Raw genomic sequence first — 22,550 nt, 5'->3', positions numbered from 1 at the left:
TTAATGACCTCTCCTCAAGTTCCAGGAAAGCCTGTTGATCGCAATTCCATTCAGGATTTTTTCTCCCGCCATGGCTGGAGGATGATCCCCGGACTGCTGATCCTGTTTTTTTCTCTGATCTTCACCCTGGTCATTTCGGGATTTTTAACCGCCAAGGATGTCCCCTTGAGCGTATTCGCGCCGATCATTCCTCTGGGTGCCGGGATCGCCCTGCTTGTCGCCGTGGTAGCCGCCTTCGTGCTGGGAAAAAACCGGCGAGGACTGCGGGTGATTCTGGTTCAGGGTTTTCTGCTCACCTCATTTTGTCCCATGGTCTTTCTGACCCTGCTGAACATGAACAGCGCCCTGGACTCGCTGACTGCCACTTCCAGACAGGCGCTGGATGAAACCGGCACCCACAATGCCATGCTTCTCGACAGTTTCATCCAGGACAATCTCGATAACATCCGGACCCAAGCCCTATTGCCGGAGTTTGCCAGCTATCTTAGCCTGCCGCCGGCCGAAAGGGCCGCAAGCACTTCCGGCAACCGCGTCCTGGACGTTCTCCACGCCTTGAAGCGCCGCGACACCTTGAATATCACCTCCTGTGGTCTGCTGGACGAAAAGGGTGTCGATGTTTTGGATACCTTCAGCCTGGACATGGGCCAGGACAAATCCGACCGGGAATATTTTCAGGAAGCGCTGCGCACCGGCAAGCCCTATGTGTCCTCCATCAAAATCACCGAAATCTCTTCAACTCCCTCGGTGTTTTTCAGCTGCCCGGTGCGCAATACCACCGGCAATATCATCGGGGTACTGCGCATCCGCTACAACGCCCTGGTTTTCCAGCAGATCCTCCTGAAACGAAGCGGCCAATGGCTTGATCCTGGCCGCCAGATTCGTCTCTATGACGAAAACCTTATCCTCCTGGCCGACTCCCGCTACCCCCAGCACCTTTTTTCCCGGGCCGGAAATCTGCCACCCCTCCCCCTTTCCCGTCTTTCCATCCAACCGCGAAGGAGTGAGCAGGAGCCGTTCTCCATCAAGTACCTGACCGGCCTTGACGCGGCAAGAGACACCGGCAAAGTACTGTTTCTGGCCAAGGGTCCAGGCATTCACTCGGAGGCGGAACTGCATGCCGCCATCAGGCTGCAGGCCCGCCCCTGGGTCATGGTGATCGCCCAGAGTCAGTATGACTATCATAACGCCGTCGCCGAACAGATCCGCAATGCCACCATCCTTATCGGGATATTGGGAATGGCCGTGGTTGTCGCCTCAGCCCTCATCGGCGGCCGAATCACCCGGCCCATCCAGCGCCTGACCGAGGCAGTCAGGGCCATGGAGGAGGGCGATCTCTCGGTCACCGTCCAAGGTGGTCCGGACAGAGAGACCACGCAACTGGCGGACCGTTTCAATGCCATGGCCCATAAGCTCCACGACGCCCTTAAGATCCTCCAGCGGAGTGAGGAAAACTACCGCCTGCTGGTGGAAAATCAGACGGATCTGGTAGTCAAGGTCGACCTGGAAGGCCGTTTTCTCTTTGTCAGCCCCTCCTACTGCCTGGTCTTCGGCAGGCGCCGGGAAGAACTCCTTGGCCGGCAGTTCATGCCAATGGTCCATGAAGAAGATCGGGAAACAACAGCCAAGGCAATGCAGGCCCTGTTTAAACCACCCTACACCGCCTACGTGGAACAACGGGCCATGACCAAGGATGGCTGGCGATGGCTGGCCTGGTCGGACAAGGCGATCCTTGACGACCATGGACAGATTACCGCCATCGTCGGCGCCGGCAGGGATATCACTGAACGAAAACGGGACGAAGAGGAACGAGAGAGGCTGCATGCCCAACTTTTACAGGCGCAGAAAATGGAGTCGGTTGGGCGGCTGGCCGGTGGCGTCGCCCATGATTTCAACAATATGCTCAATATCATCCTTGGCCATTGCGAGCTGGCCCTGCTGACCCTCAGACCGGAAGATCAGTTCCATGACCGCTTCACCGCCATCCAGGCCGCGGCCCGGCGTTCGGGAGATCTCACCCGCCGCCTTCTGGCCTTTGCCCGCAAGCAGACCATCGCCCCCAAGCCGCTGGATCTGAACGAGACTGTCGCTGGCATGCTGCTCATGCTGCGCCAGCTTATCGGTGAAAATATCGATCTCATCTGGGTGCCGGGTGAGCAGCTGTGGGCGGTTAAGGCCGACCCCTCGCAGATCGATCAGATTCTCGCCAATCTTTGTATCAACGCCAGGGATGCCATCGAAGGAGTAGGCAAGATAACCATCGAAACCCACAATATCACATTCGACCAGACCTACTGCGACCGCTATCCGCATTTCATTCCCGGTGAATATGTCATGCTGGCGGCAAGCGACAACGGCTGCGGCATGGACAAGGAAACCCTGAGCAAGGTCTTCGAACCCTTCTTCACCACCAAGGAGCAGGGCAAGGGCACCGGTCTCGGCCTGGCCACTATCTACGGCATTGTCAAGCAGAACAACGGATTCATCAACGTTTACAGTGAACCGGGCGAGGGTTCCACCTTCCGCATCTACCTGCCGAGGCACGCCGCCGAAAGTGAAAAAAGGCCGGAAGAAAGCCTGGTGGCAGCCCCACCCCATGGCCACGAAACCATCCTGCTTGTCGAAGACGAACAGTCGATCCTCGACTTGGCCGAAACCATGTTGCAAAGTTTCGGTTACAGGGTTTTACCGGCTGCCACCCCAGGTGAGGCCATCCGCTTGGCCGAGGAACATGCCGATGCGATTGACCTGCTCATAACCGATGTGGTAATGCCCGAGATGAACGGCGGGGACCTCGCCAGAAAATTGCAGGCCGGCCACCCCAAACTCGCATGTCTATTCATGTCGGGATACACGGCCAATGTCATCGCCCAGCACGGGGTTCTGAAAGAGGGTATTCACTTCATCCAAAAGCCCTTTTCCATGCATGACCTCGCCAGCAAGGTCCAAGAAGCACTCGCTGGCGGAAGAAGGTAAAGACCTGTTCGCTGCACCTCATTTTCCCGATCCGTTGCCAACCTCAACTGCCTGATTTGTTCTGCAAAATGCCGCAAGCGGACTTGAGGGGGAAACCAACTATAAGGACCTCACCATGAAAATTATCCTAAGAATCGCGGCTCCCATTATCAGTCTTCTTGCAGCCCTGATGGCCCTGTCCCCGCTTCCACCGGCAGTGGCGGAAACCTTGGCGGAGATAGATCAGGAGATTCAAGCCGACCCAAGCATCAAGACGGATCGTGGCGGCCTTGACGCCTACAATATTTACCAGGGGGTAACCACCAGCCGTCTCGACCGGAAGATCAATATCCTCGCCGGTTCCGGGATTAACCCGAGATTTTACCAATCGGCTGACGGCGTCAGAGACTACAGCAATTTCTATTCCTTTACCGGTCGCGCCGGGGCTACCGACACTAAATTGGATATCGTCACCACCGAATCCAGTCTCCGTCTATACCGGCGGGGCAGCAGCCGCTACAAAGAGGCCACCGGCTACCTGGGCAGCTGGTGGGGCGATCAGTATCGCGGGACCCTGGCAAGCCGGGACCAACAGGCAATTCTCGCCGCCTGGGGCAGTGATCTGCAGCGGATCTATGTCATTGATGTCCCGACCGGCCATAGCCTGGTCGGCGGGCTTGCCGCACCGATGGAACGCAACGGCGAGTACCGGGGCGGCGGCGCCTATCAATATTATTACCGGGGAGCGCCTGCCAATTGGCTGGTGTATGCCCTCTATGCCCCGGATTATTTGAAAAGCTATGCCGGCGCGGTGACCAGCGCCCAAAAAGCCGGCCGCGGCATCGCCACCGGCCTGGGCAGCCATTTGCATGGCACCCGCCTCGCCGCTGGCGACACGCATGGCGAGGCAGGCGACCAGACAGCAGGAGATCTGTGGCTGCGCGGCTACGGCGGCAGCCTGGACTCCGACGAGAGAGACGGCAGCTCCACCGAATCCACAACGATGGGCATGAGTGCCGGCTGGCAACGCCGGATCCCCGCCGACCGGTCAGCAGTCTATCTCGGCCTCATCTTTGGCCACGGGGCCAACCTCCAGCAGTACGACGGCAGCGGCGTCGAAAATGATACCAGGGCCACGGTCGGGGGCATATATGGCCTGTATATCGCAAACCCGGAGGGCCCGCAATCCTGGTACGGAAACGGCTCCGTGCTTTTGGGCGGGCTGAGCATGCATAATAGTGTTCCTGGTGAACTCGGCTACGGCCTTGATCAGGAGTACAACGGGCAGATAGCAGTGGTGACTGTTGAAAACGGCATATCGTTGCGGCAGGGAAACAGCTGGTTCTTTGAACCGCACCTGCAACTTTCCTATACCAGGATTCACCAAAGCGATTTCCATGACCAGCTCGGCGCCCGGATTTCTTTACAGCAGGGCGACTCCTTCTCGGGGCGTCTAGGCCTGGAAGTCAGGAAATCGATACTTGACTCCAAAGATCTGCGCTTGCATCTGTGGACGAGACTCAGTTACCTCCGAAATTTTTCCGGTGCCAACGAAGTTGATGTCGACGGTGACCTAGCAAGCAGCGCCCTGGAGAGGAACAGTCCTGCCCTGGCTGCCGGCACCGACCTGAAGCTCAGCGCCCAATGGAGCCTGCAAGCGCAGATCGAACAGATCTTTGCCGGCGAGGAAGGGCTGCAGGGAAATCTCGCCCTGCGCTATACCTGGTAATGCCCTGCGGCCTTGTGCGGCGCTGCACCGCAGTTTCGCCGCTAAGGGGCAATTGCAATGAACAATCATTTATGGGTATAGTGAGATAGATCGAAACTGCCCAGCATACTCCTCCCAAGGTGGATATTCGCCGGTCGCCAAAACGGCTCGCCGCAAAACACGAGGGTCTCCATGAGGAACATTATCCTGACAATCGCCTTGGCCGTTTTTACACTTATCGGCACCTGCAGTCCTACCCGGCAGGTACAAGCTGTGGAAACGAGCCCCGGAGGCGGGGAGAAAATGATCTTTGCCGGCTCGGGCGTCAATCTGTCGATAACCAAACTGCTCGCCGACGCCTTTATCAAGCAACACCCACGGACAGCAATTGAGATCCCCGGCAGCATCGGTACTCGGGGGGCGATCAAGGCAGTGGCCGACAAGGCAATACACCTGGGCCTTATTTCGCGGTCTTTAAAAGAGGAAGAGAAACGGCAGGACATTACCGAAGTACCCTATGCCCAGGTGGCGATTGTCATCGCCGCCAACTCTCGTGTGGCCGAGGACACCATCACCACCGGCGAACTGATCGCCATTATCGACGGCAAAAAGAACCGCTGGCAAAACGGCAGTGAAATCATCGTCCAGGTCAGGGAAAAGTCGGACAGCGGCTTTCAGGTTCTCGAAAACAGCATCCCCGGTTTTAAAGAGGCCTATGTGAAAAGCCAGGAGGCAAGACGCTGGACCATGCATTTTACCGACCAGGAGGCCAACAAGGCCCTCGCCTCAACACCCTTTGCCCTAGGTGTCACCGACCTCGGTATGATCTCGGCGGAGCAACTGCCGGTCAAGGTGTTGAAACTCAATGGGATCGCCCCCGATCCGGAAAATCTCCGTAATGGCTCCTATCCCCTCAGCAGGCAGCTGTCCTTTATTTATAACAGAGATAACCTGCCGGAAGAGGCGAAAAACTTTATGCGTTTTGTATTCTCCGATGCAGGCCGGACCATCTTGCAGGCGCATGGCTATCTGCCCATGCAGTAGGAATCCTATGACCGGTGACAGCCAACAGATCGAAATCAGCAGGGTACTCGCCAGGAAGCTGTTGCCCCTGGCCCTGATCATCTGTCTGCTCATCACCTTCTTTATACCAGGCCTATTCTTTTTCTTTGAATACAAGACATTACAGGAGAAGGCCGTCTCCCATGCCAACCAGCTCGCCGGCCCCATTGAGCACCTGGTTGTCACCGCCCCCAGTATCTGGAAATATCAATCGACCAAGTTTTCGGCGATCCTCGAAACCTATGCCGGCCATTCCGATGTAACGGCTATATTTATCCTCGACGAGGACATGGACCTGGTCAGCCAATACCGGGACATCAGCAGGCAGACCGGCATCTTCCCGCCTATCGACGTGTACGGCAAACCAGTGGAGATCCGTTTCAACAATCGCCGGATTGGCGAAATTATCGTCAGCGTACCGGCCGATTCATCAATCCCGACTATCCTTGTAGTGTTGGGTATCTGCGCGGTATTAGGCACTACCTTGGCAATCACTGTCTATAGCCTGCCATTACGTATTGTCAGAAGACTGGAACGGCAGCTCACCGAACACCGGCGAACCTTGGAAGAACAGGTACGGCTCCGCACCCTTGAACTCCAGCAGGCAATGGAGGAGGCCAGGGCCGCCAACCAGATCAAGTCGCAGTTCCTCGCCAATATGAGTCATGAAATCAGAACGCCGATGAACGCCATCATCGGCATGACCCATCTGGCCATGAATGTCCAGGACAACCTGAGGCGCGAACGTTTCCTGCAAACGGTAAAAAACTCAGCGGAGAATCTTCTCGGGCTGCTTAACGATATCCTCGACTTCTCAAAGATCGAGGCTGGCGAGCTGCAACTCTCCAATATTCCTTTTGATTTATTCCTGCTCATCGAATCAGTGATTGCCACCATGAATGTACCTGCCGGTGAAAAGGGTTTGCTGCTGAGGGTGAACAAGCCAGCCGATTGCCCGCAGGCCTTTATCGGTGATGACCTCCGGCTGCGGCAGATCCTCCTGAACCTCGTTGGCAACGCCATCAAATTTACTGATACCGGCACTGTCACCGTCGAGGTCAGACCGGGTGACGAGAGATCGGCGGACGGGAAAATCGACCTCCATTTTATTGTCAGCGATACCGGCATTGGCATCCCACCCGAGAAGATTCCAATAATTTTCAACAACTTTGAACAGGCCGAAGTGTCCCAGGTAAGGCGCTACGGCGGCACCGGCCTGGGCCTCGCCATATGTAAACAACTCACTGGATTGATGGGTGGAAATATCTGGGTTGAAAGTCAACCGCATGCTGGCAGTACCTTTCATTTTGCCGTCCGCCTGCAAGTTGCCGCCGATGGGCTGCCACGTCGCGAGTCCGCCCAATCAGCGGCCTTCCCCCCAGTGCTCCATGGCCTGCATATTCTCGTTGTCGACGATAACGAGGTGAATCGCGATGTCGCCAGCATAATCCTGGAAAAAGATCATGCAGTCACAACCGCCGTCAATGGTAGTGATGCCCTGGCAAAACTTGCACAGGCGAGGTTTGACGCCATTCTCATGGACGTACAGATGCCGGAGATGGACGGCTGGACGGCGACCGCCATTATCCGTTCGTTTGAGAAAGGCCTTGCCCGGCCGGTGGAACTGCCGGACGATATTTCGGAAAACCTTGCCAAAAGGCTCGCCGGCGGCCACGTGCCAATCTTCGCCCTGACGGCCTACGCTATGAGCGAAGACAAGGAACGCTGCCTTTCCGCCGGCATGGACGGCTACATCCCCAAACCATTCCAGCCGGATACCTTCGCCTCGGTCCTCGGCTCGTTGTTTTACTCGTTGCCTCCGCCGCCGGAAAACCTACCTGCCGCGCCCACCGAAGAGAGCGGCATCTCCCGGGAACAACATCCTCCACCGCCGGCAAACGTCGAACAGGTTGTCGATTATTTTAAAACCATGCCTATTTTTACCGAAGAATTGTCAGCCAGGCTCCTGCAACTCTCCCGGAAGAGTATTACCACCAACCTGCAGAAAGCTGAAACCGCCCTTGCCGAACTGCAGTTTGAGAAAATGGCCCAAGCGGCCCATGCCCTGAAAGGGGTTCTGTTGCAGTGCGGTCTTTTCGGCTGGGCTGAGGTCGCGCAAGAAATCGACAACGGCGTGAAAGACAACAAACAACTACCCTTTGCAGAGTTACTGAACTCCTTGAAAAGGGGGCTCCACAACCTGGAAGAGGATGCAGATTCCGGAAATTCCAAATAAACATAACAGTCTCGAACACTAACCTCTCTCCCCCTTGGAGAGACACGCTTTTCAGGTCCCCCATGATACGAACCGTCACCCTGCTATGCTCCCTGCTGCTCTTTGTTTCCTGTGAAGATACCAATGTCCTGCTGATGACCGGCGCGGCGGTGGATGCCGTCAACGCCGTCACCCTCTCCGATGCGGATGTGCGCAAACTCGCCCTGCGTGCGGCCTATGAAGCCGACAGCAAACATCAGGTGGCACCGGCCGGCAATCCCTATGACACCCGCCTGCAGAGACTGCTTGTCAAACACTCCGCAAGGGATAGCAAGACCTTCAATTTCAAGGTGTATCTCACCCGGGAGGTCAATGCCTTCGCCATGGCCGATGGCAGCATCCGGGTATTCAGTGGCCTGATGGACCGCATGAGCGACGAGGAACTGCTCTTTGTCATCGGCCATGAGATGGGCCATGTGGTGAAGGACCATTCCCGTAAGAAGGTGGTCCTTGCCTACACCACGAGTGCTGTGAAAAAGGGCCTGGCCGCCCAGAACAATGAGGTGGGACAGATTGCCGGTTCGATGATCGGCGCCTTTGCCGAACAGCTCACCCACGCCCAATTCTCGCAGCATGAAGAACGCCAGGCAGACAACTATGGCGCGGCATTTCTGCGGACCGAGGGTCATGATACCGCCGCGGCGGTCTCGGCACTGGAAAAGCTCGCCGAGCTGGCCAGACAGCACACCTTCCTGTCGAGCCATCCCGACCCCGAAACCAGGGCAAAAAGAATCGCCCAGGGAAAGTGGGAGGAGGACAGCGGCAAGGACTCTGCTCTCGACCGGGTGCTAGACTACGCCAAGAGAATTGCCATCATCCTTCTCCAGTTGGTCAGGTCCCTGGTGAACTGGCTGCTGGCAATGCTATAATCGAGGGGAGGCCCCGACACTCCATCCCTTCGATCCTCCTTTTGCCCCTGCCTTGACTTTGCCTTCAAATTTTTGATAGAAATTATGAAAACAAGTTCCACTCTTGGACCAAGGCCCGCATACAAATATTTTTTCCACATATTTTAAATAGTTGACCGATATTTATCCGGCCGCACCGGGGCAAGAGCAAGACCATGGCACCGAGCCACTGCCCTTGTGTAAAAAAAATTGCGGTCTTTAACCAGAAAGGATGTCCATGGCCAGCGACCTGCCCCGAGGCGCTTGTGAAAACGCCATTCTGAGAAAAAGGATTGCCGAGCTTGAGGCACGCGAGGTCAAACTGTTGGCCAGTCAGGCCACCTTGCAGGCCATTCTCGACGCTGCCCCGGAACCGGTCTTCCTGCTCAGCGCCGATGAGATTATCCTCGCCACCAACGCCACCCTCACCAAACGCGTCAATTTGCACCCCGCGGAAATTATCGGCAAAAATCCCTATTGGTTCCTGCCGCCCGATCTTGCTGAGTCACGGCGATATTATGTGCGGCAGGCGCTTGCCACTGGTAGGCCTGTCCACTTCCAGGACCAGCGCAACAATCGGATCTACGAACATTATCTATATCCGGGGCGGGGCGAAGACGGCCGGGTCAGCCACCTAGCCGTCTTCGCTCAGGACATCACCGAGCGGATACAGGCGGAAAAGGATCTGCAGCGCAGCCGGTCTCTGCTCAATGCCACCCAGGAACTCGCCCATGTCGGTGGCTGGGAATGGGATGCCGTCACCAAAACCGGGGCATGGACAAACGAAACCTACCGGATTCACGACCTCGGCGACCTGCTGGCAAGCGGTCCCCTGCCCGACGCCAAGGAACTTTTCGAAATGAGCCTGAGCTGTTATAACCCGGCTGATCGACCGGTCATCATGGAAGCCTTCCGCTCCTGTCTGCAATTCGGTACGTCCTATGATCTTGAGCTTCCCTTTACCACCGTCAAGGGCCGCCGCCTGTGGATCCGCACCATCGGCAAGGCCATCTGGCAGGACGGCCGGATCATTGGAGTACAGGGAAATCTAGCGGATATCACTGATAAAAAACGTGCTGAACTGGACTACCGGACACTCTTTAACGAAATGTTCGATGGCTTTGCCCTGCATGAAATCATCACCGACGATGCGGGAATTCCGGCAGACTACCGCTTCCTTGCCGTCAACCCGGCCTTCGAGAAGATGACCGGTCTTCACGCCGCCGACATCATCGGCCGCACTGTCCTGAATATCATGCCGAACACCGAGCGCCGCTGGATTGACACCTACGGCCAGGTCACCCTGACCGGCGAGCCGGCACACTTTGACGAATTTTCCGTCGCCCTCGGCAAGTACTTCGAGGTCACCGCCTTCCGTCCGGCCCCCGGCCAATTTGCCTGTATATTCAGAGACGTCACCGAAAAAAGACTGGCGGAAGAAGAAAAGAAAAAACTGCAGGAGCAATTGCAGCAGGCCCAGAAGATGGAGGCCATCGGCACTTTGGCAGGAGGAATCGCCCACGATTTCAACAACATCCTCGGTGCCGTCATCGGCTATGCGGAATTGGCCAGAGAAGATATCCCGGCCGGTTCGCCGGCGGCCATCGATATCGCCCAAATCATCAAGGCCGGATACCGGGCACGAGATCTGGTGGGGCAGATCCTCGCCTTCAGCCGCCGTGCGGAAACAGCCAGGATTCCCCTCCAACCGGCGATCATCATCAAGGAAACCCTGAAGATGCTGCGTTCCTCCCTGCCGTCGACCATTGCCATCCGGCAGAATCTGGCAGGCGACTGCGGCACCATCCTCGCCGATCCGACCCAGATCCATCAGATCCTTATGAACCTCTGCACCAACGCCTTCCATGCCATGGAAGAATGCGGCGGAACCCTTACCGTCACCCTGGAAAAACGCACCCTGGGCCGGCAAGACCTGGCAGGGTTCCCCGATATCCAGCCGGGAGAATTTATCCATCTGGCAATTGCCGACACCGGCATGGGAATCGCTCCGGAGATCCGCGATAAAATCTTCGACCCCTATTTCACTACCAAGGAAGTCGGCAAGGGCACCGGCATGGGCCTGTCGATCGTCCACGGCATCGCCAAAGCCTGCGGCGGTTTTGCCGCCTGCGACAGCGAACCCGGCAAGGGTAGCGTATTCTCCGTCAGCCTGCCGGTTTACAATGAGACCAGTCCCCCTGTGACGAACCATACGGACCAAGAGATGCCGCTGCCGGCCGGCGGAGAACACATCCTTCTGGTCGACGACGAGGACATCCTCGTCGACATGAGCCGTTCCATGCTGCAAAGACTCGGCTACCGGGTGACCGTCCGCAATAACAGTCTAGAGGCCTTGACGCTCTTTCAAAATCAACCCGGGATCTTCGATCTGGTCATCACCGACCAGACCATGCCAGCCATGACCGGTATGGATTTGGCCCGGCGAATGCTGCAGATCCGGCCGGACCTGCCCATTATCCTCTGCACCGGCTACAGCAGCATCCTCACTGAAGATACCGTCAAGGCCGCGGGAATCAAAGGTTTCACCATGAAACCGATAACCAAAAAAGAAATTGCCCTGTTGATCAGACAGGTCCTGAAAGCGCCCTACGCATCGAAATAACGGCCGGGAGGTAAATTCACCTCCCCGGCAAGGCGGTGGCGACACCTCCCACCGTCGTCATATAAACTGAATATTACAGAGTTTTTTAGAAAAACATCAGTCAGCACCGCAGCCTGCCAAAGAACCGGTCAGAAATGGACCGGCAAACCGGTGGCAAATTTACCTCCTTTTGCCAGGGGGCTAGGCAATGGTGGTAAACCGAGGAACCATCCTTCCCCTGGAAACGGCCTTAAGCTGGACAGGAAGCCTCAGGATATATTGCAGATTACAATTACCGGCAGATCCTGGCATGCTTTTCGCTAGCACCTTGCCAGGGAATTCCCGCAGGCCACCGGCGGTCTTCGCCGAACCTGTTCCAGGTTGTTTAATAATGAAAGAAAACAGCGGGGAGTCAAATGGTTACCAGCAAGATTGCGGTTACAGCAGCAGTTCCGGGCTTTTTCCTGCATGTCCACCTGGGGTTCAGCGCCCCAGGGAAGGGTGGTAAAATCATCGACACAAAACCAATGCGCCTGCGCTCCCAACTATTTTCACCCGGCCCCCCGGCATCGGCGAAGGCGTAACCCATGACTGCCACGACAAAACCTTCAGCTAACACCACGACCTCGACGGGAAACCTTCTGCAAGCATGGTATCCCGTTCTCAATTCTTCACTGGGAACACTGCGCCGGCTGGCCGGAACAACAGAAAACGAATTCCTCAAGATCGGCGCCCGCATGCAGGAGATCCATCAGCGGGCCTTTGATCTTTCAGCAACGACCAGGCAACTGGTGGAAGCGGCCTCCGGCGAGCATCTGCAGGCGCTCATTGACCGCCTGCGGGAAATCATCAGGGAAATGGATAACTATCTGGGCCGGGCCCAGAGCCAAAGCGACGCCAGTCAAACCACTCTCGATGAAGTAAGCGGCCTGTTGAAAGCAGCAGGCGCCCCCCTGGCCGGCGTAAAAAGGATGTGCAAACACCTGTATATCCTTGAGGTGTCGATCAAGATTGAAAGTGCCCACATCGGTGAGATGGGCAGTGAATTCATCAACCTCGCCGTCGATATCAAGAAACTCTCCCAGCAGATAAAGGACAAGGTCAACGCCATCCAGGACCTGCGCACCGTCCTTGACAAAAGTATCCGCAGCAACAGCAGTCATGTCGAGGCCGCCAGGATGGAGCAGGAAACAAAGGCCGAAGCAACCCGTAGCAACACCGCGACAAGCCTTACCAAACTGGAGACGGTCAACGACCGCTTCTCGCAGCTGGGGGGTATGCTTGCAACGGTAGCCGATGAAAACTCCAACAATATCAGCACAATTGTTCAATCAATGCAGTTTCATGATATCTACCGGCAGCAGGTTGAACATGTCGTCGAGGCCATTGAAGGCCTGTTCCCGGCCTTTGCCGCATTGAAGGCGGCGGACGGGGCCGATGCCGGCGAAGAACTCGAGCTCATCGGCAAGGTCGGCGATGTCTGTGAACTGCAACAGGCGCAGCTGCAATTCGCCTCCTCCGAGCTATACCAGGCAGTGGTAGCCATCGTCGACAATTTGAAATTGATAGGCAGTAAACAAAAACAGATGACCCGGGAGATCTTCGAACAAAAGGGTTCCACCAGTTCCTCCGGGGCCTCGTTCATCGACGAGGTCAGCAAGCAGATGACCTCCCTTACCTCCCTGCTCGGCTCCTGTGCCAAAAGCAACGCCGAGGTGGCCGGGATCATGCGCGACGTCAGCGGTACGGTCAGCAAGATCACCGGCTTTGTCACCGATATCGAGGGCATCGGCCGGGACATCATCCAGATCGCCCTCAATGCCAGAATCAAGGCCTCCTCCGCCGGCGAACTGGGCGCATCGCTGAGCGTTCTGGCAGAAGAAATCGGTCAACTGTCCAACGAGGCGGTGGACCATACCGACCTGATCAGCAAAACCCTGGCAGAGATTGATTCGACTACCGCCGGACTGTCTGCCGCGGCCGATAGCTCCGAGGACGATCTCACCGCCAAGCTGACCGGCATGACCGATGAATTGTCGAGTATTCTCGGTACTCTCAACACTATGGGAGACGAACTTACCGTCCTCCTCGGCCGGGTCAAAAACCAGATTTCCTTTCTGTCCGGAGATATCGATAAACTTACCGGCACCATTACCGTCCACGAAAAAACCAAGGCCCTGGCCGACAAAGTGCTGGAAGATCTGAAGGATATCTTCAGTGAGGCGCGGCGCCTCCATCCGGCCAGTGCGGCCTTCAAAGAGGACCTGCGGGCCATGGCCCAGCGCTACACCATGGAGAGCGAGCGGCGGATTCACGAAAGCATTGCCAGCCGCCATGGCGTGAACAGCGTGAAAAGTACGGCAAAGGCCGTCGCAAAACCAGCCAACGATTCAGAGTTCGGTGATAATGTTGATCTTTTTTAATTATTTCGATGTTGCAAATGACCCAGACAAGGAGACGCCATGACAACGCCCAAAGGTACCGGAAAACTCTTCGACAAGGTGCATGATGCCCTGAACGGTGACCGGCACGGAGACGAGCGGGTCATTAACAGCGGCGAACGTTTGACCATTGAAACCATTGCCGATTTTGCCCAGCAGCTACGAAGCGCCCTGGCCGAAACCAATACCGTGGTCATCGAATTCGACGAGCACCTGGAGCTGGACATTACCGCCCTGCAGGTCTTCTGCTCGGCCTGCCAGTCGGCCACAGCCGCTGGAAAGAAATTTATCTACCGGGGCCCCCTGCCGGCAAATCTGACGAGCCTCGCCGCTGCCGCCGGAACAGAGCGCCACGAACATTGTAAAAACAACAACCCCTCATGTTTTCGCCAGTTTGGAGGATCGTACTAATGGGCAAACTTATTATGACTGCCGATGATTCAGCGAGTGTCCGGCAAATGGTCACCTTTACCCTGAAACAAAACGGTTATGAAGTTATCGAGGCGGTGGACGGTCAGGATGCCCTTACCAAACTCAAAACCAAGAAGGTCGACATGCTGCTCACCGATCTCAATATGCCGAAGCTCGACGGCATCGGCCTGATAAAAGGGGTGCGGGCCACCCCCCTCAATAAATTTATCCCTATCGTCATGCTGACCACCGAGTCCCAGGACAGCAAGAAGGCGGAGGGGAAGGCGGCCGGGGCCACTGGCTGGATCGTCAAACCATTTAAGCCGGAGCAGTTGATAGCCGTCGTCAAGAAGTTGCTGGGATAGATCGTCCGCTCTTTTTTTGTAGGGTGCCTTTGCCGCACCCCCCGTTCTGCTGTTGGTGCGGAAGCACCGCCAAAACATACACAGGTACAAAAGGGATCGACACCATGATGGAACAACACGTTGCCGCTTATCGGGAAGAAGCTACCGAATTGCTCACCGAACTGGAGTCGTCGCTTCTTGAACTGGAAGAAACGCCCGACGACAAGGACCTGATCAGCAGGGTCTTCCGGGCAATGCACACCATCAAGGGCTCCGGCGCGATGTTCGGCTTTGACGCCATTGCCGCCTTCACCCACGAGGTAGAGACGGTCTTCGATCTGGTCCGCAACGGCAAGATGTCGGTGACCAAGGAACTCCTCAACCTGACCCTGCAATCCCGCGACTTTATATCCGCCCTCCTCGACGCCTCATCGGGACTCGGCGAGGCCGATCAAAGCCAGGGCGAGGCGATCATCGCCGGCCTCCGCACCCTGGCAAAACCCGCCAAGGAAGCGGCACAACAGCCGGCCCCGACCGAGACGGCGGCAGCGGAGCCCCCACCTGCCGCCCAACCAGAAGAAGCAGCGTTAACGACCTATCGCATCCGCTTTGAACCGAACCGGGAACTGCTGCTCTGCGGCAGCAATCCCTTATCGCTGATCAACGAACTGCGCAGTCTCGGCACCTGCGAGGTCATCGCCCATTTCAATGCCATCCCGCCGCTTGAAAACCTGGTTGCCGAACACTGTTATCTTTCCTGGGATATTATCCTTACCACCAGCCGCGGCGAGGCGGCGATCAAGGATGTCTTCATCTTTGTCGAGGACGACTGCAAGATCAACATCAAGCTGATCGACGACGCGACTAAAGGCGACGGCGACACCCGCAAACTGGGCGAGATCCTCATCGACCGCGGCGACCTCTCGCCCGATCAGCTGCAGAATGTTCTGGAACAGCAAAAGCCCCTCGGCGAGATGCTGGTGGCAAGCGGCGCGGTCACCAGGGAAAAGATCCAGTCGGCCCTGGCCGAACAGCAGCACGTTAAAAATATCCGGCAGGAACGGGCCTCCGCCCCCGAGGCCGCCGCCAGCATCCGGGTGCCGGCAGAACGGCTCGACCAGCTGGTCAATCTGGTGGGCGAGATGGTCACCGTTCAGGCCCGCCTTACCCAGGTTGCCAATAAGATGGGCGAGCCAGGCTTTGTCGCCATCGCCGAAGAGGTCGAGCGGCTGACCAACGAGCTGCGCGACACGGCGCTCAACATCCGCATGCTGCCGATCGGCAGCACCTTCAGCAAATTCAAACGACTGGTTCGCGACCTGTCCCAGGAACTCGGCAAGGAGATCGAACTGGAGACCTTCGGGGCGGAAACCGAGCTCGACAAGACGGTCATCGAAAAACTCAACGATCCCCTGGTGCATATCATCCGCAACAGTATCGATCACGGCATCGAGAAACCGGAAAAACGCCTGGCCGCCGGTAAACCGGCGGTCGGCACCATCCGCATGGGCGCCGAACACGCCGGCGACTCGGTGCTCATCACCATCTATGACGACGGCGGCGGCATCAACCGCGAGGCCATCCATAAGAAGGCCATCGAACTGGGCATGGTGTCACCCAATCAGGACCTCTCCGACCAGGAGGTGTTCAGCTATATCTTCGCCCCCGGCTTTTCCATGGCCGCCAAGGTCACCTCCGTTTCCGGGCGCGGCGTCGGTATGGACGTGGTGAAACGCGGTATTGAGGGCCTGCGCGGGACGATCGTAGTCGACAGCGAACTGGGCAAATGCACCACCATCACCCTGAAGATCCCCCTGACGTTGGCCATCATCGAGAGCCTCCTGGTGAAGATCGGCGACAGCCATTTCGTCCTGCCGCTGGCGGCCATCGAGGAATGCGTCGAGCTGTCACGGGAAGACATTCAGGCATCGCACGAACGAAACGTCGCCAATGTTCGCGGCCACCTGACACCCTATATCTGCCTCCGCGACCAATTCGATATCCCCGGCGACCGCCCGGACATCGAACAGATCGTTATCGTCGCGGTGCACGGCACGCGCATCGGGTTCGTCGTTGATTTCGTGGTCGGCGAGCACCAGACGGTCATCAAACCGCTGGGCGTACTGTACCAGGATATCCGTGGCATCTCCGGGGCGACCATCCTCGGCGATGGCTCGGTGGCGCTGATTCTCTCGCCAGCCGACCTGGCAAAAGCGGCCGAACTAAAAGAACTGGAAAAAGTTTGAATTAACAACAACGTACACAAATAACGAGATACTACCATGGCCTTCACCTTCTTCATGCGCGATCAACCGACCCTGGAACACGCCGCCGACCATATGATCCCCTATGCCAGCGGCCGCAGCCGCATAAAAATATGGGACGCCGGTTGCGCCCTCGGCCAGGAGACCTACACCCTTGCCATGATCTTTGCCGAAAAGATGAACCCCTTCGGCTTCAAAAACCTGCGCATCGAGGCCACCGATTATGACAGCGCCAACAACTTCGGCGATGTCGTCAATGCGGCGACCTATCCCAACGACGAATTACAGCGCACCCCCGCGACCCTTCTTGAGAAATATTTCGAACCGGCGGAAAAGCCGGGACACTCGCGGGTCAAGCCGATCCTCCGTGACCGGGTCAGTTTCCAGTACCACGACCTGCTGTCGCTTAAGCCCGCCGGTCAGGACTACTGCCTGATCGTCTGCAAAAACGTCCTCCTCCATTTTCAATACCCGGAGCGGGTCGAGGTCTTCAAGATGTTTCACCAGGCCCTGGCGCCGGGCGGCTACCTGGCCAACGAAAACACCCAGAAACTGCCGTCCGAGGTGGCCCACCTCTTTACTCAGGTGGTGCCGGACGCCCAGGTTTATAAAAAGGTCGGAGCATAAAGCGTGAGGATAATCCCCTTGCAAAAGAACCCGAAGGTGTACAGCTGCAAGGCCTATCTGATCCTTGGCGACTGGAACCGGGTTGAAGACGTCAACACCCTGATCGACCCGGGGATCGACGACTTTGTTGTCAAGGAGATTGAAGGGCTGTCCACCGGCTTTGGCAAGATGGCGATTGAGCAGATCATTCTCACCCACAACCATTTCGACCACGCTGCCGGAGTCCCCGCCATAAAAGAACATTTCAAGGCGAGGGTGCTGGCCTTCACCGACGGCCCCGGCGTCGATGAACTCCTGCCGGACGGCCGTTTCGTCAAGGCGGGTGATGATTTTCTTGAGGTCATCCATACCCCCGGCCATTCCTCGGATTCCATCTGCCTGTACGCACCGGCGATAGGGGCGCTGTTCTCCGGGGATACCCAACTCAGAATGCATGGAATGTGCGACAACTATGCCGGTGACTACGTTGAGGCGCTGAAGAAACTGGCCAACCGGACAGTCAAAAGCATCTACTCCGGCCACGACGCGCCGGTCACCACGGGCTGCGACACCATCATCCGCCAGACCCTCGCCAACCTTCGCAAAAGTGCCGACTTTGCCGAGAAGGAAGGCGGGCGAGAGCATAATTTGTGAACGTAACAAATAGGAATACCTACCGATTTTCCACAACGCCAATGCGCGGACAGCAAAGAGGAGGGGCGGCGATGCAGAGACAAGTACCACGTGCTTAACCATTGCAATACTAATCCGGCCATTGGGTGACAGGAGGGGGGGAACCTCAGGGCAGGCACATTCACCTAGATGTAAACCAACAACTTTTTCATGGAGGAAAAAACATGGGCTGGTTCTACAATATGACACTGAAAGGCAAGCTGCTGGCCGGATTTATTTCGGTTGCGATTATTGCCGGGGTTATCGGCGGCTTTGGTATCTACGAAATTCAAGAGATGGAGGCAGCCGACACCAAACTCTTTGCGCAGATTGCTGTGCCGCTTGGCGAGATTTCACAGATTTCGACTGATTTTCAGAGGTTACGTGTCAATTCCCGGGATATTATCACCGCCGACACCGCCGAGAAACGAGAAAACTTTGCCGGCCGGATAAAAGAACTCCAGGAATCGATCAGCAAACTTGCAGATAGCTATGAAAAGACCCTCTATTCCGAAGAAGGCAAAAAGCTCTTTGAAGACTTTAAGAAGACCCGCGCCGCATATGGGCCGCTGCTCGATAAGGTCATAAGCCTTGCTAAAGATATGAAACCCTCTGAGGCCACCGCCCTCCTCCAGGGAGAAGCCGGTAAGGCCTCGCGCGATGAGCAAAACGCCATCGCCAAGATGGTTGAGGCGAAAATCGCCGCCGGCAAGAAACTTGCCGATGAGAACATGGAGGTCGCCGACCGCTCGAGCAATATCATGACCATCCTTGCCATCCTTGGCGCGATCGTGGCCGTAGGTCTTGGCCTCTTTATAGCCCGCATCGTTATGAAGCAACTGGGCGCTGATCCAAAACAGGTGGGCGAAATCGCCAATCTGGTTGGTGCCGGTGACCTGTCGCGGGAAATCACCCTTGCCCAGGGCGATACCGCCAGCGTCATGGCGGCTATGAAGAAGATGGTTGACGCCATCCGCGCTCTGACCGCCGACGCCAATATGCTCTCCAAGGCCGCCGTTGAAGGAAAACTGGCCACCCGCGCCGACGCCTCCAAACATCAGGGCGATTTCCAGAAGATCGTCGCCGGCGTCAACGATTGTCTCGATGCTGTTATAGGGCCGCTGAACGTCGCCGCCGAGTACGTCGACCGCATCTCCAAAGGCGACATCCCACCGAAGATCACCGACAGCTATAACGGCGATTTCAATGAGATCAAGAACAACCTCAACGTCTGCATTACCGCCGTTGGCGCCCTGGTTGCCGATGCCGCTATGCTCTCCCAGGCGGCAATAGACGGTAAACTTGCTACCCGTGCCGATGCTTCCAAGCATCAGGGCGATTTCCAGAAGATCGTCGCCGGCGTCAATGAGACCCTCGACGCGGTCATCGGCCCGCTCAACGTCGCCGCCGAGTACGTCGACCGTATCTCCAAAGGCGATATCCCGCCGAAGATCACCGACAGCTATAACGGCGATTTCAATGAGATCAAGAACAATCTCAACGTCTGTATTGATACCCTCAGCAGTCTCATTGCCGATATGAAGACGATGAGCGCCCAACATGACCTGGGCGATATCGACGTCATCATGCCGATCGACAAGTTCCAGGGCGCGTATCACACCATGGCCAAGGGTGTCAATGATATGGTTAATGGCCATATCGCCGTCAAGAAAAAAGCCATGGCCTGCGTTGCAGAATTCGGCAAAGGTAATTTTGATGCCGAACTTGAGAAGTTCCCAGGCAAGAAGGTTTTCATCAACAACACCATTGAAGCCGTTCGTGAAGCGATCAAGCTGTTTGAAAAAGAGCTGCAAGTGTTGATCAAGGCTGCCGCTGACGGCGAATTGAATAAACGTGCCAATGCCGATCTCTTTGTCGGTGGCTGGAAACAATTGGCCTCAGGTGTTAACGACACCGTCACCAATATCGCCGAACCGCTGAGGGTCACCGCCGATTACGTCGACAAGGTCGCCAAGGGCGTCATTCCACCGGCCATCACCACCGAGTATAAGGGCGAGTACAACGTTATCAAGGGCAACCTCAATAACATGGTCAAGATGATGAATGACCTCTTGGCCCAGACTGACATCCTCATCCAGGGCGCAGCCAACGGCGAGCTCGATAAACGAGCCGACGCCTCCATCTTTGTCGGTGGCTGGAACAAACTGGTCTCAGGAGTCAACGATACCGTCGTCAATATCGTCAACCCCTTACGGGTAACCGCCGATTACGTCGACAAGGTCGCCAAAGGCGTCATCCCGCCGGCCATCACCACCGAGTATAAGGGCGAGTACAACGTCATCAAGGGCAACCTCAATAACATGGTCAAGATGATGAACGACCTGCTTGCCCAAACCGACATCCTTATCCAGGGCGCAGCCGACGGCCAGCTCGACAAGCGTGCCGACGCAGCCCTCTTCGTCGGCGGCTGGAACAAGCTGGTACAGGGCGTCAACGACACCGTCACCAATATCGTCGGCCCCTTGATGGTCACCGCCGATTATGTCGACCGCGTCTCCAAAGGCGACATGCCGCCGGCGATCACCGACGTCTATAAGGGCCAGTACAACCAGATCAAAAACAACATCAACGTCCTCATCGAAGCCACCAACTCGATCACCTACAACGCCAAACAGGTGGCCCAGGGCAACCTGATGGTCGAGCTGAAAAAACGCAGCGACAAAGACGAGCTGATGGAGTCCCTGGCCAACATGGTCGATAAGCTGAAGGAAGTGGTCATGGAGGTGCAGAGTGCCGCCGACAACGTTGCCACCGGCGGCCAGGAGATGAGTGCCACCGCCCAGCAGATGTCGCAGGGCGCCACCGAACAGGCGGCCAGCGCCGAGGAGATCAGTTCGAGTATGGAACAGATGGCCTCGAACATCCGCCAGAATACCGACAACGCCATGCAGACCGAAAAAATCGCCGTGAAGAGCGCCTCCGACGCAAGGGAAGGCGGCAAGGCGGTCACTGCGACGGTGTCGGCGATGAAGGAGATCGCCACCAAGATCTCCATCATCGAGGAGATCGCCCGCCAGACCAACCTCCTCGCCCTCAATGCCGCCATTGAGGCGGCGCGTGCCGGCGAGCACGGCAAGGGCTTTGCGGTGGTCGCCTCCGAGGTACGCAAACTGGCGGAACGCAGCCAGTCGGCGGCCGGCGAGATCAGCCAGCTGTCCACCTCAAGCGTTGCCATAGCTGAGCAGGCAGGCGAGATGCTCAACAAGATGCTGCCGGATATCCAGAAGACCGCCGAGCTGGTCCAGGAAATCAGCGCCTCCAGCAAGGAACAGGATACCGGAGCAGACCAGATCAACAAGGCCATCCAGCAGCTTGACCAGGTCATCCAGCAAAACGCCGGATCGGCAGAAGAAATGGCCTCGACCACCGAGGAGTTGTCCAGCCAGGCTGAGCAGCTGAAGGCCACCATCGCCTTCTTCAGCCTCGACACCAGCAGGCAAAGACAGATGGCAGCGGCGCCGAGACAACTGGCAATAGGTCATACTGCGCCTCCCAAACCAGCCCCTGCCGCCAAGGCCGGCGCCGTGAGAAAAGCCAAACCCGCCGCCAAGATCGAGGGGGCCATTCATCTCGACATGGGCAGTAAAGGTGGAGCCGATCATCTCGATGAGGAGTTTGAGAAATTCTGATGCCATGAGGTTTTCAAGTTGACGTGAGGATCGCAGGGTGCACCTCTTCGTGCACCCTGCGAAAAACAAGACTGCCACCTTGAAAGCAAGGAAGAATAACAGGAGGAGAACCCATGAGTGTCGCTGGAATTACTGAAACCGTGCAATATCTCACCTTTAAACTGGCCGAGGAGATCTTTGCCTTTGACGTGGCCAAGGTCCGCGAGATCCTCGAACTGACAACCATCACCAAGGTCCCGCAAACACCGGAATTCATGCGCGGGGTAATCAACCTGCGCGGCAGTGTCGTGCCGGTCATCGACCTGAAACTCAATTTCTCCATGCAGCGCACCGAACAGACCATCAACACCTGTATCATTGTCGTCGAGGTCAATCTGCGCGGCGAGGCCATTGTCCTCGGCGTCCTCGCCGACTCGGTGCAGGAGGTCGTGGAAATGGAACCGAGCTCCATTGAGCCGGCGCCAAAGCTCGGCACCAAGCTCAACACCGAGTTCATCAAGGGCATGGGCAAGGTGGGAGAAAACTTTGTGATGATTCTTGATATCGACAAGGTCTTCTCCGCCGAGGAACTGACGGAGCTGCAGGGCGCAACCGAAGAATAGGTCCCGTTTCGCAGGGTGTGCTCCGCACCCTGCGATCTCTTTCCCTGGAGGGCACAGCAGCCTCCTCTTAGAAA

15 protein-coding genes are annotated in these 22,550 nt (G+C 56.8%); all 15 read left to right on the top strand.

Annotation, left to right across the window (positions count from 1 at the left end; all coding sequences use genetic code 11):
* Window positions 1-3 precede the first annotated feature (3 nt).
* Window positions 4-2,973 carry a PAS domain S-box protein gene (locus OEL83_09450; GenBank protein MDK9707264.1) on the top strand — a complete coding sequence of 990 codons (2,970 nt, stop codon included), beginning with the start codon at window positions 4-6 and terminating at the stop codon, window positions 2,971-2,973.
* 115 nt (window positions 2,974-3,088) lie between these two features.
* Window positions 3,089-4,681 (top strand): autotransporter domain-containing protein, encoded by a 1,593-nt coding sequence (locus OEL83_09445; GenBank protein MDK9707263.1) that lies wholly within the window; start codon window positions 3,089-3,091, stop codon window positions 4,679-4,681.
* Between the two features lie 171 nt (window positions 4,682-4,852).
* Window positions 4,853-5,704, top strand: a complete 852-nt coding sequence (locus OEL83_09440) for a substrate-binding domain-containing protein (protein MDK9707262.1) — start codon at window positions 4,853-4,855, stop codon at window positions 5,702-5,704.
* 7 nt (window positions 5,705-5,711) lie between these two features.
* Window positions 5,712-7,958 (top strand): ATP-binding protein, encoded by a 2,247-nt coding sequence (locus tag OEL83_09435; GenBank protein ID MDK9707261.1) that lies wholly within the window; start codon window positions 5,712-5,714, stop codon window positions 7,956-7,958.
* Between the two features lie 62 nt (window positions 7,959-8,020).
* The gene (locus OEL83_09430; protein MDK9707260.1) at window positions 8,021-8,866 is read left to right on the top strand and encodes a M48 family metallopeptidase; all 846 of its coding nucleotides are present in this window, start codon (window positions 8,021-8,023) and stop codon (window positions 8,864-8,866) included.
* A gap of 256 nt (window positions 8,867-9,122) precedes the next feature.
* On the top strand, window positions 9,123-11,507 hold the full coding sequence (locus OEL83_09425) for a PAS domain S-box protein (protein ID MDK9707259.1): 2,385 nt from the start codon (window positions 9,123-9,125) through the stop codon (window positions 11,505-11,507).
* Window positions 11,508-11,902: 395 nt separating this feature from the next.
* Window positions 11,903-12,070, top strand: coding sequence for a hypothetical protein (locus OEL83_09420; GenBank protein MDK9707258.1), 168 nt, complete (start codon window positions 11,903-11,905; stop codon window positions 12,068-12,070).
* A gap of 3 nt (window positions 12,071-12,073) precedes the next feature.
* Window positions 12,074-13,909: a methyl-accepting chemotaxis protein gene (locus tag OEL83_09415; protein MDK9707257.1), complete on the top strand. Its 1,836-nt coding sequence runs from the start codon at window positions 12,074-12,076 to the stop codon at window positions 13,907-13,909.
* A gap of 39 nt (window positions 13,910-13,948) precedes the next feature.
* Window positions 13,949-14,338, top strand: coding sequence for an STAS domain-containing protein (locus OEL83_09410; GenBank protein MDK9707256.1), 390 nt, complete (start codon window positions 13,949-13,951; stop codon window positions 14,336-14,338).
* The gene (locus OEL83_09405) at window positions 14,338-14,703 is read left to right on the top strand and encodes a response regulator (protein ID MDK9707255.1); all 366 of its coding nucleotides are present in this window, start codon (window positions 14,338-14,340) and stop codon (window positions 14,701-14,703) included. Before OEL83_09410 ends, OEL83_09405 begins: the two co-directional genes overlap by 1 nt.
* A 104-nt stretch (window positions 14,704-14,807) precedes the next feature.
* Window positions 14,808-16,928, top strand: a complete 2,121-nt coding sequence (locus OEL83_09400) for a chemotaxis protein CheA (protein MDK9707254.1) — start codon at window positions 14,808-14,810, stop codon at window positions 16,926-16,928.
* Between the two features lie 36 nt (window positions 16,929-16,964).
* Window positions 16,965-17,573 carry a hypothetical protein gene (locus tag OEL83_09395; GenBank protein ID MDK9707253.1) on the top strand — a complete coding sequence of 203 codons (609 nt, stop codon included), beginning with the start codon at window positions 16,965-16,967 and terminating at the stop codon, window positions 17,571-17,573.
* Between the two features lie 18 nt (window positions 17,574-17,591).
* On the top strand, window positions 17,592-18,206 hold the full coding sequence (locus OEL83_09390; protein MDK9707252.1) for an MBL fold metallo-hydrolase: 615 nt from the start codon (window positions 17,592-17,594) through the stop codon (window positions 18,204-18,206).
* Between the two features lie 203 nt (window positions 18,207-18,409).
* Window positions 18,410-21,874, top strand: a complete 3,465-nt coding sequence (locus OEL83_09385; GenBank protein MDK9707251.1) for an MCP four helix bundle domain-containing protein — start codon at window positions 18,410-18,412, stop codon at window positions 21,872-21,874.
* Between the two features lie 113 nt (window positions 21,875-21,987).
* Window positions 21,988-22,476 (top strand): chemotaxis protein CheW, encoded by a 489-nt coding sequence (locus OEL83_09380; protein ID MDK9707250.1) that lies wholly within the window; start codon window positions 21,988-21,990, stop codon window positions 22,474-22,476.
* The last annotated feature ends 74 nt before the right edge of the window (window positions 22,477-22,550 follow it).

Source organism: Desulforhopalus sp., assembly GCA_030247675.1.
In the GTDB taxonomy this organism is placed as follows: Bacteria; Desulfobacterota; Desulfobulbia; order Desulfobulbales; family Desulfocapsaceae; genus Desulforhopalus_A.
The sequence above is the reverse complement of the archived record's forward strand: the minus strand, read 5'-3'. Positions and strand labels throughout refer to the sequence as shown.

Bases quoted from the DNA above. Each gene is read 5' to 3' on its own strand.
- OEL83_09445 (MDK9707263.1), top strand. From the start codon at position 3,089: ATGAAAATTATCCTAAGAATCGCGGCTCCCATTATCAGTCTTCTTGCA.
- OEL83_09380 (MDK9707250.1), top strand. From the start codon at position 21,988: ATGAGTGTCGCTGGAATTACTGAAACCGTGCAATATCTCACCTTTAAA.
- OEL83_09440 (MDK9707262.1), top strand. From the start codon at position 4,853: ATGAGGAACATTATCCTGACAATCGCCTTGGCCGTTTTTACACTTATC.
- OEL83_09450 (MDK9707264.1), top strand. From the start codon at position 4: ATGACCTCTCCTCAAGTTCCAGGAAAGCCTGTTGATCGCAATTCCATT.
- OEL83_09425 (MDK9707259.1), top strand. From the start codon at position 9,123: ATGGCCAGCGACCTGCCCCGAGGCGCTTGTGAAAACGCCATTCTGAGA.
- OEL83_09435 (MDK9707261.1), top strand. From the start codon at position 5,712: ATGACCGGTGACAGCCAACAGATCGAAATCAGCAGGGTACTCGCCAGG.
- OEL83_09385 (MDK9707251.1), top strand. From the start codon at position 18,410: ATGGGCTGGTTCTACAATATGACACTGAAAGGCAAGCTGCTGGCCGGA.
- OEL83_09410 (MDK9707256.1), top strand. From the start codon at position 13,949: ATGACAACGCCCAAAGGTACCGGAAAACTCTTCGACAAGGTGCATGAT.
- OEL83_09395 (MDK9707253.1), top strand. From the start codon at position 16,965: ATGGCCTTCACCTTCTTCATGCGCGATCAACCGACCCTGGAACACGCC.
- OEL83_09405 (MDK9707255.1), top strand. From the start codon at position 14,338: ATGGGCAAACTTATTATGACTGCCGATGATTCAGCGAGTGTCCGGCAA.
- OEL83_09400 (MDK9707254.1), top strand. From the start codon at position 14,808: ATGATGGAACAACACGTTGCCGCTTATCGGGAAGAAGCTACCGAATTG.
- OEL83_09430 (MDK9707260.1), top strand. From the start codon at position 8,021: ATGATACGAACCGTCACCCTGCTATGCTCCCTGCTGCTCTTTGTTTCC.
- OEL83_09415 (MDK9707257.1), top strand. From the start codon at position 12,074: ATGACTGCCACGACAAAACCTTCAGCTAACACCACGACCTCGACGGGA.
- OEL83_09420 (MDK9707258.1), top strand. From the start codon at position 11,903: ATGGTTACCAGCAAGATTGCGGTTACAGCAGCAGTTCCGGGCTTTTTC.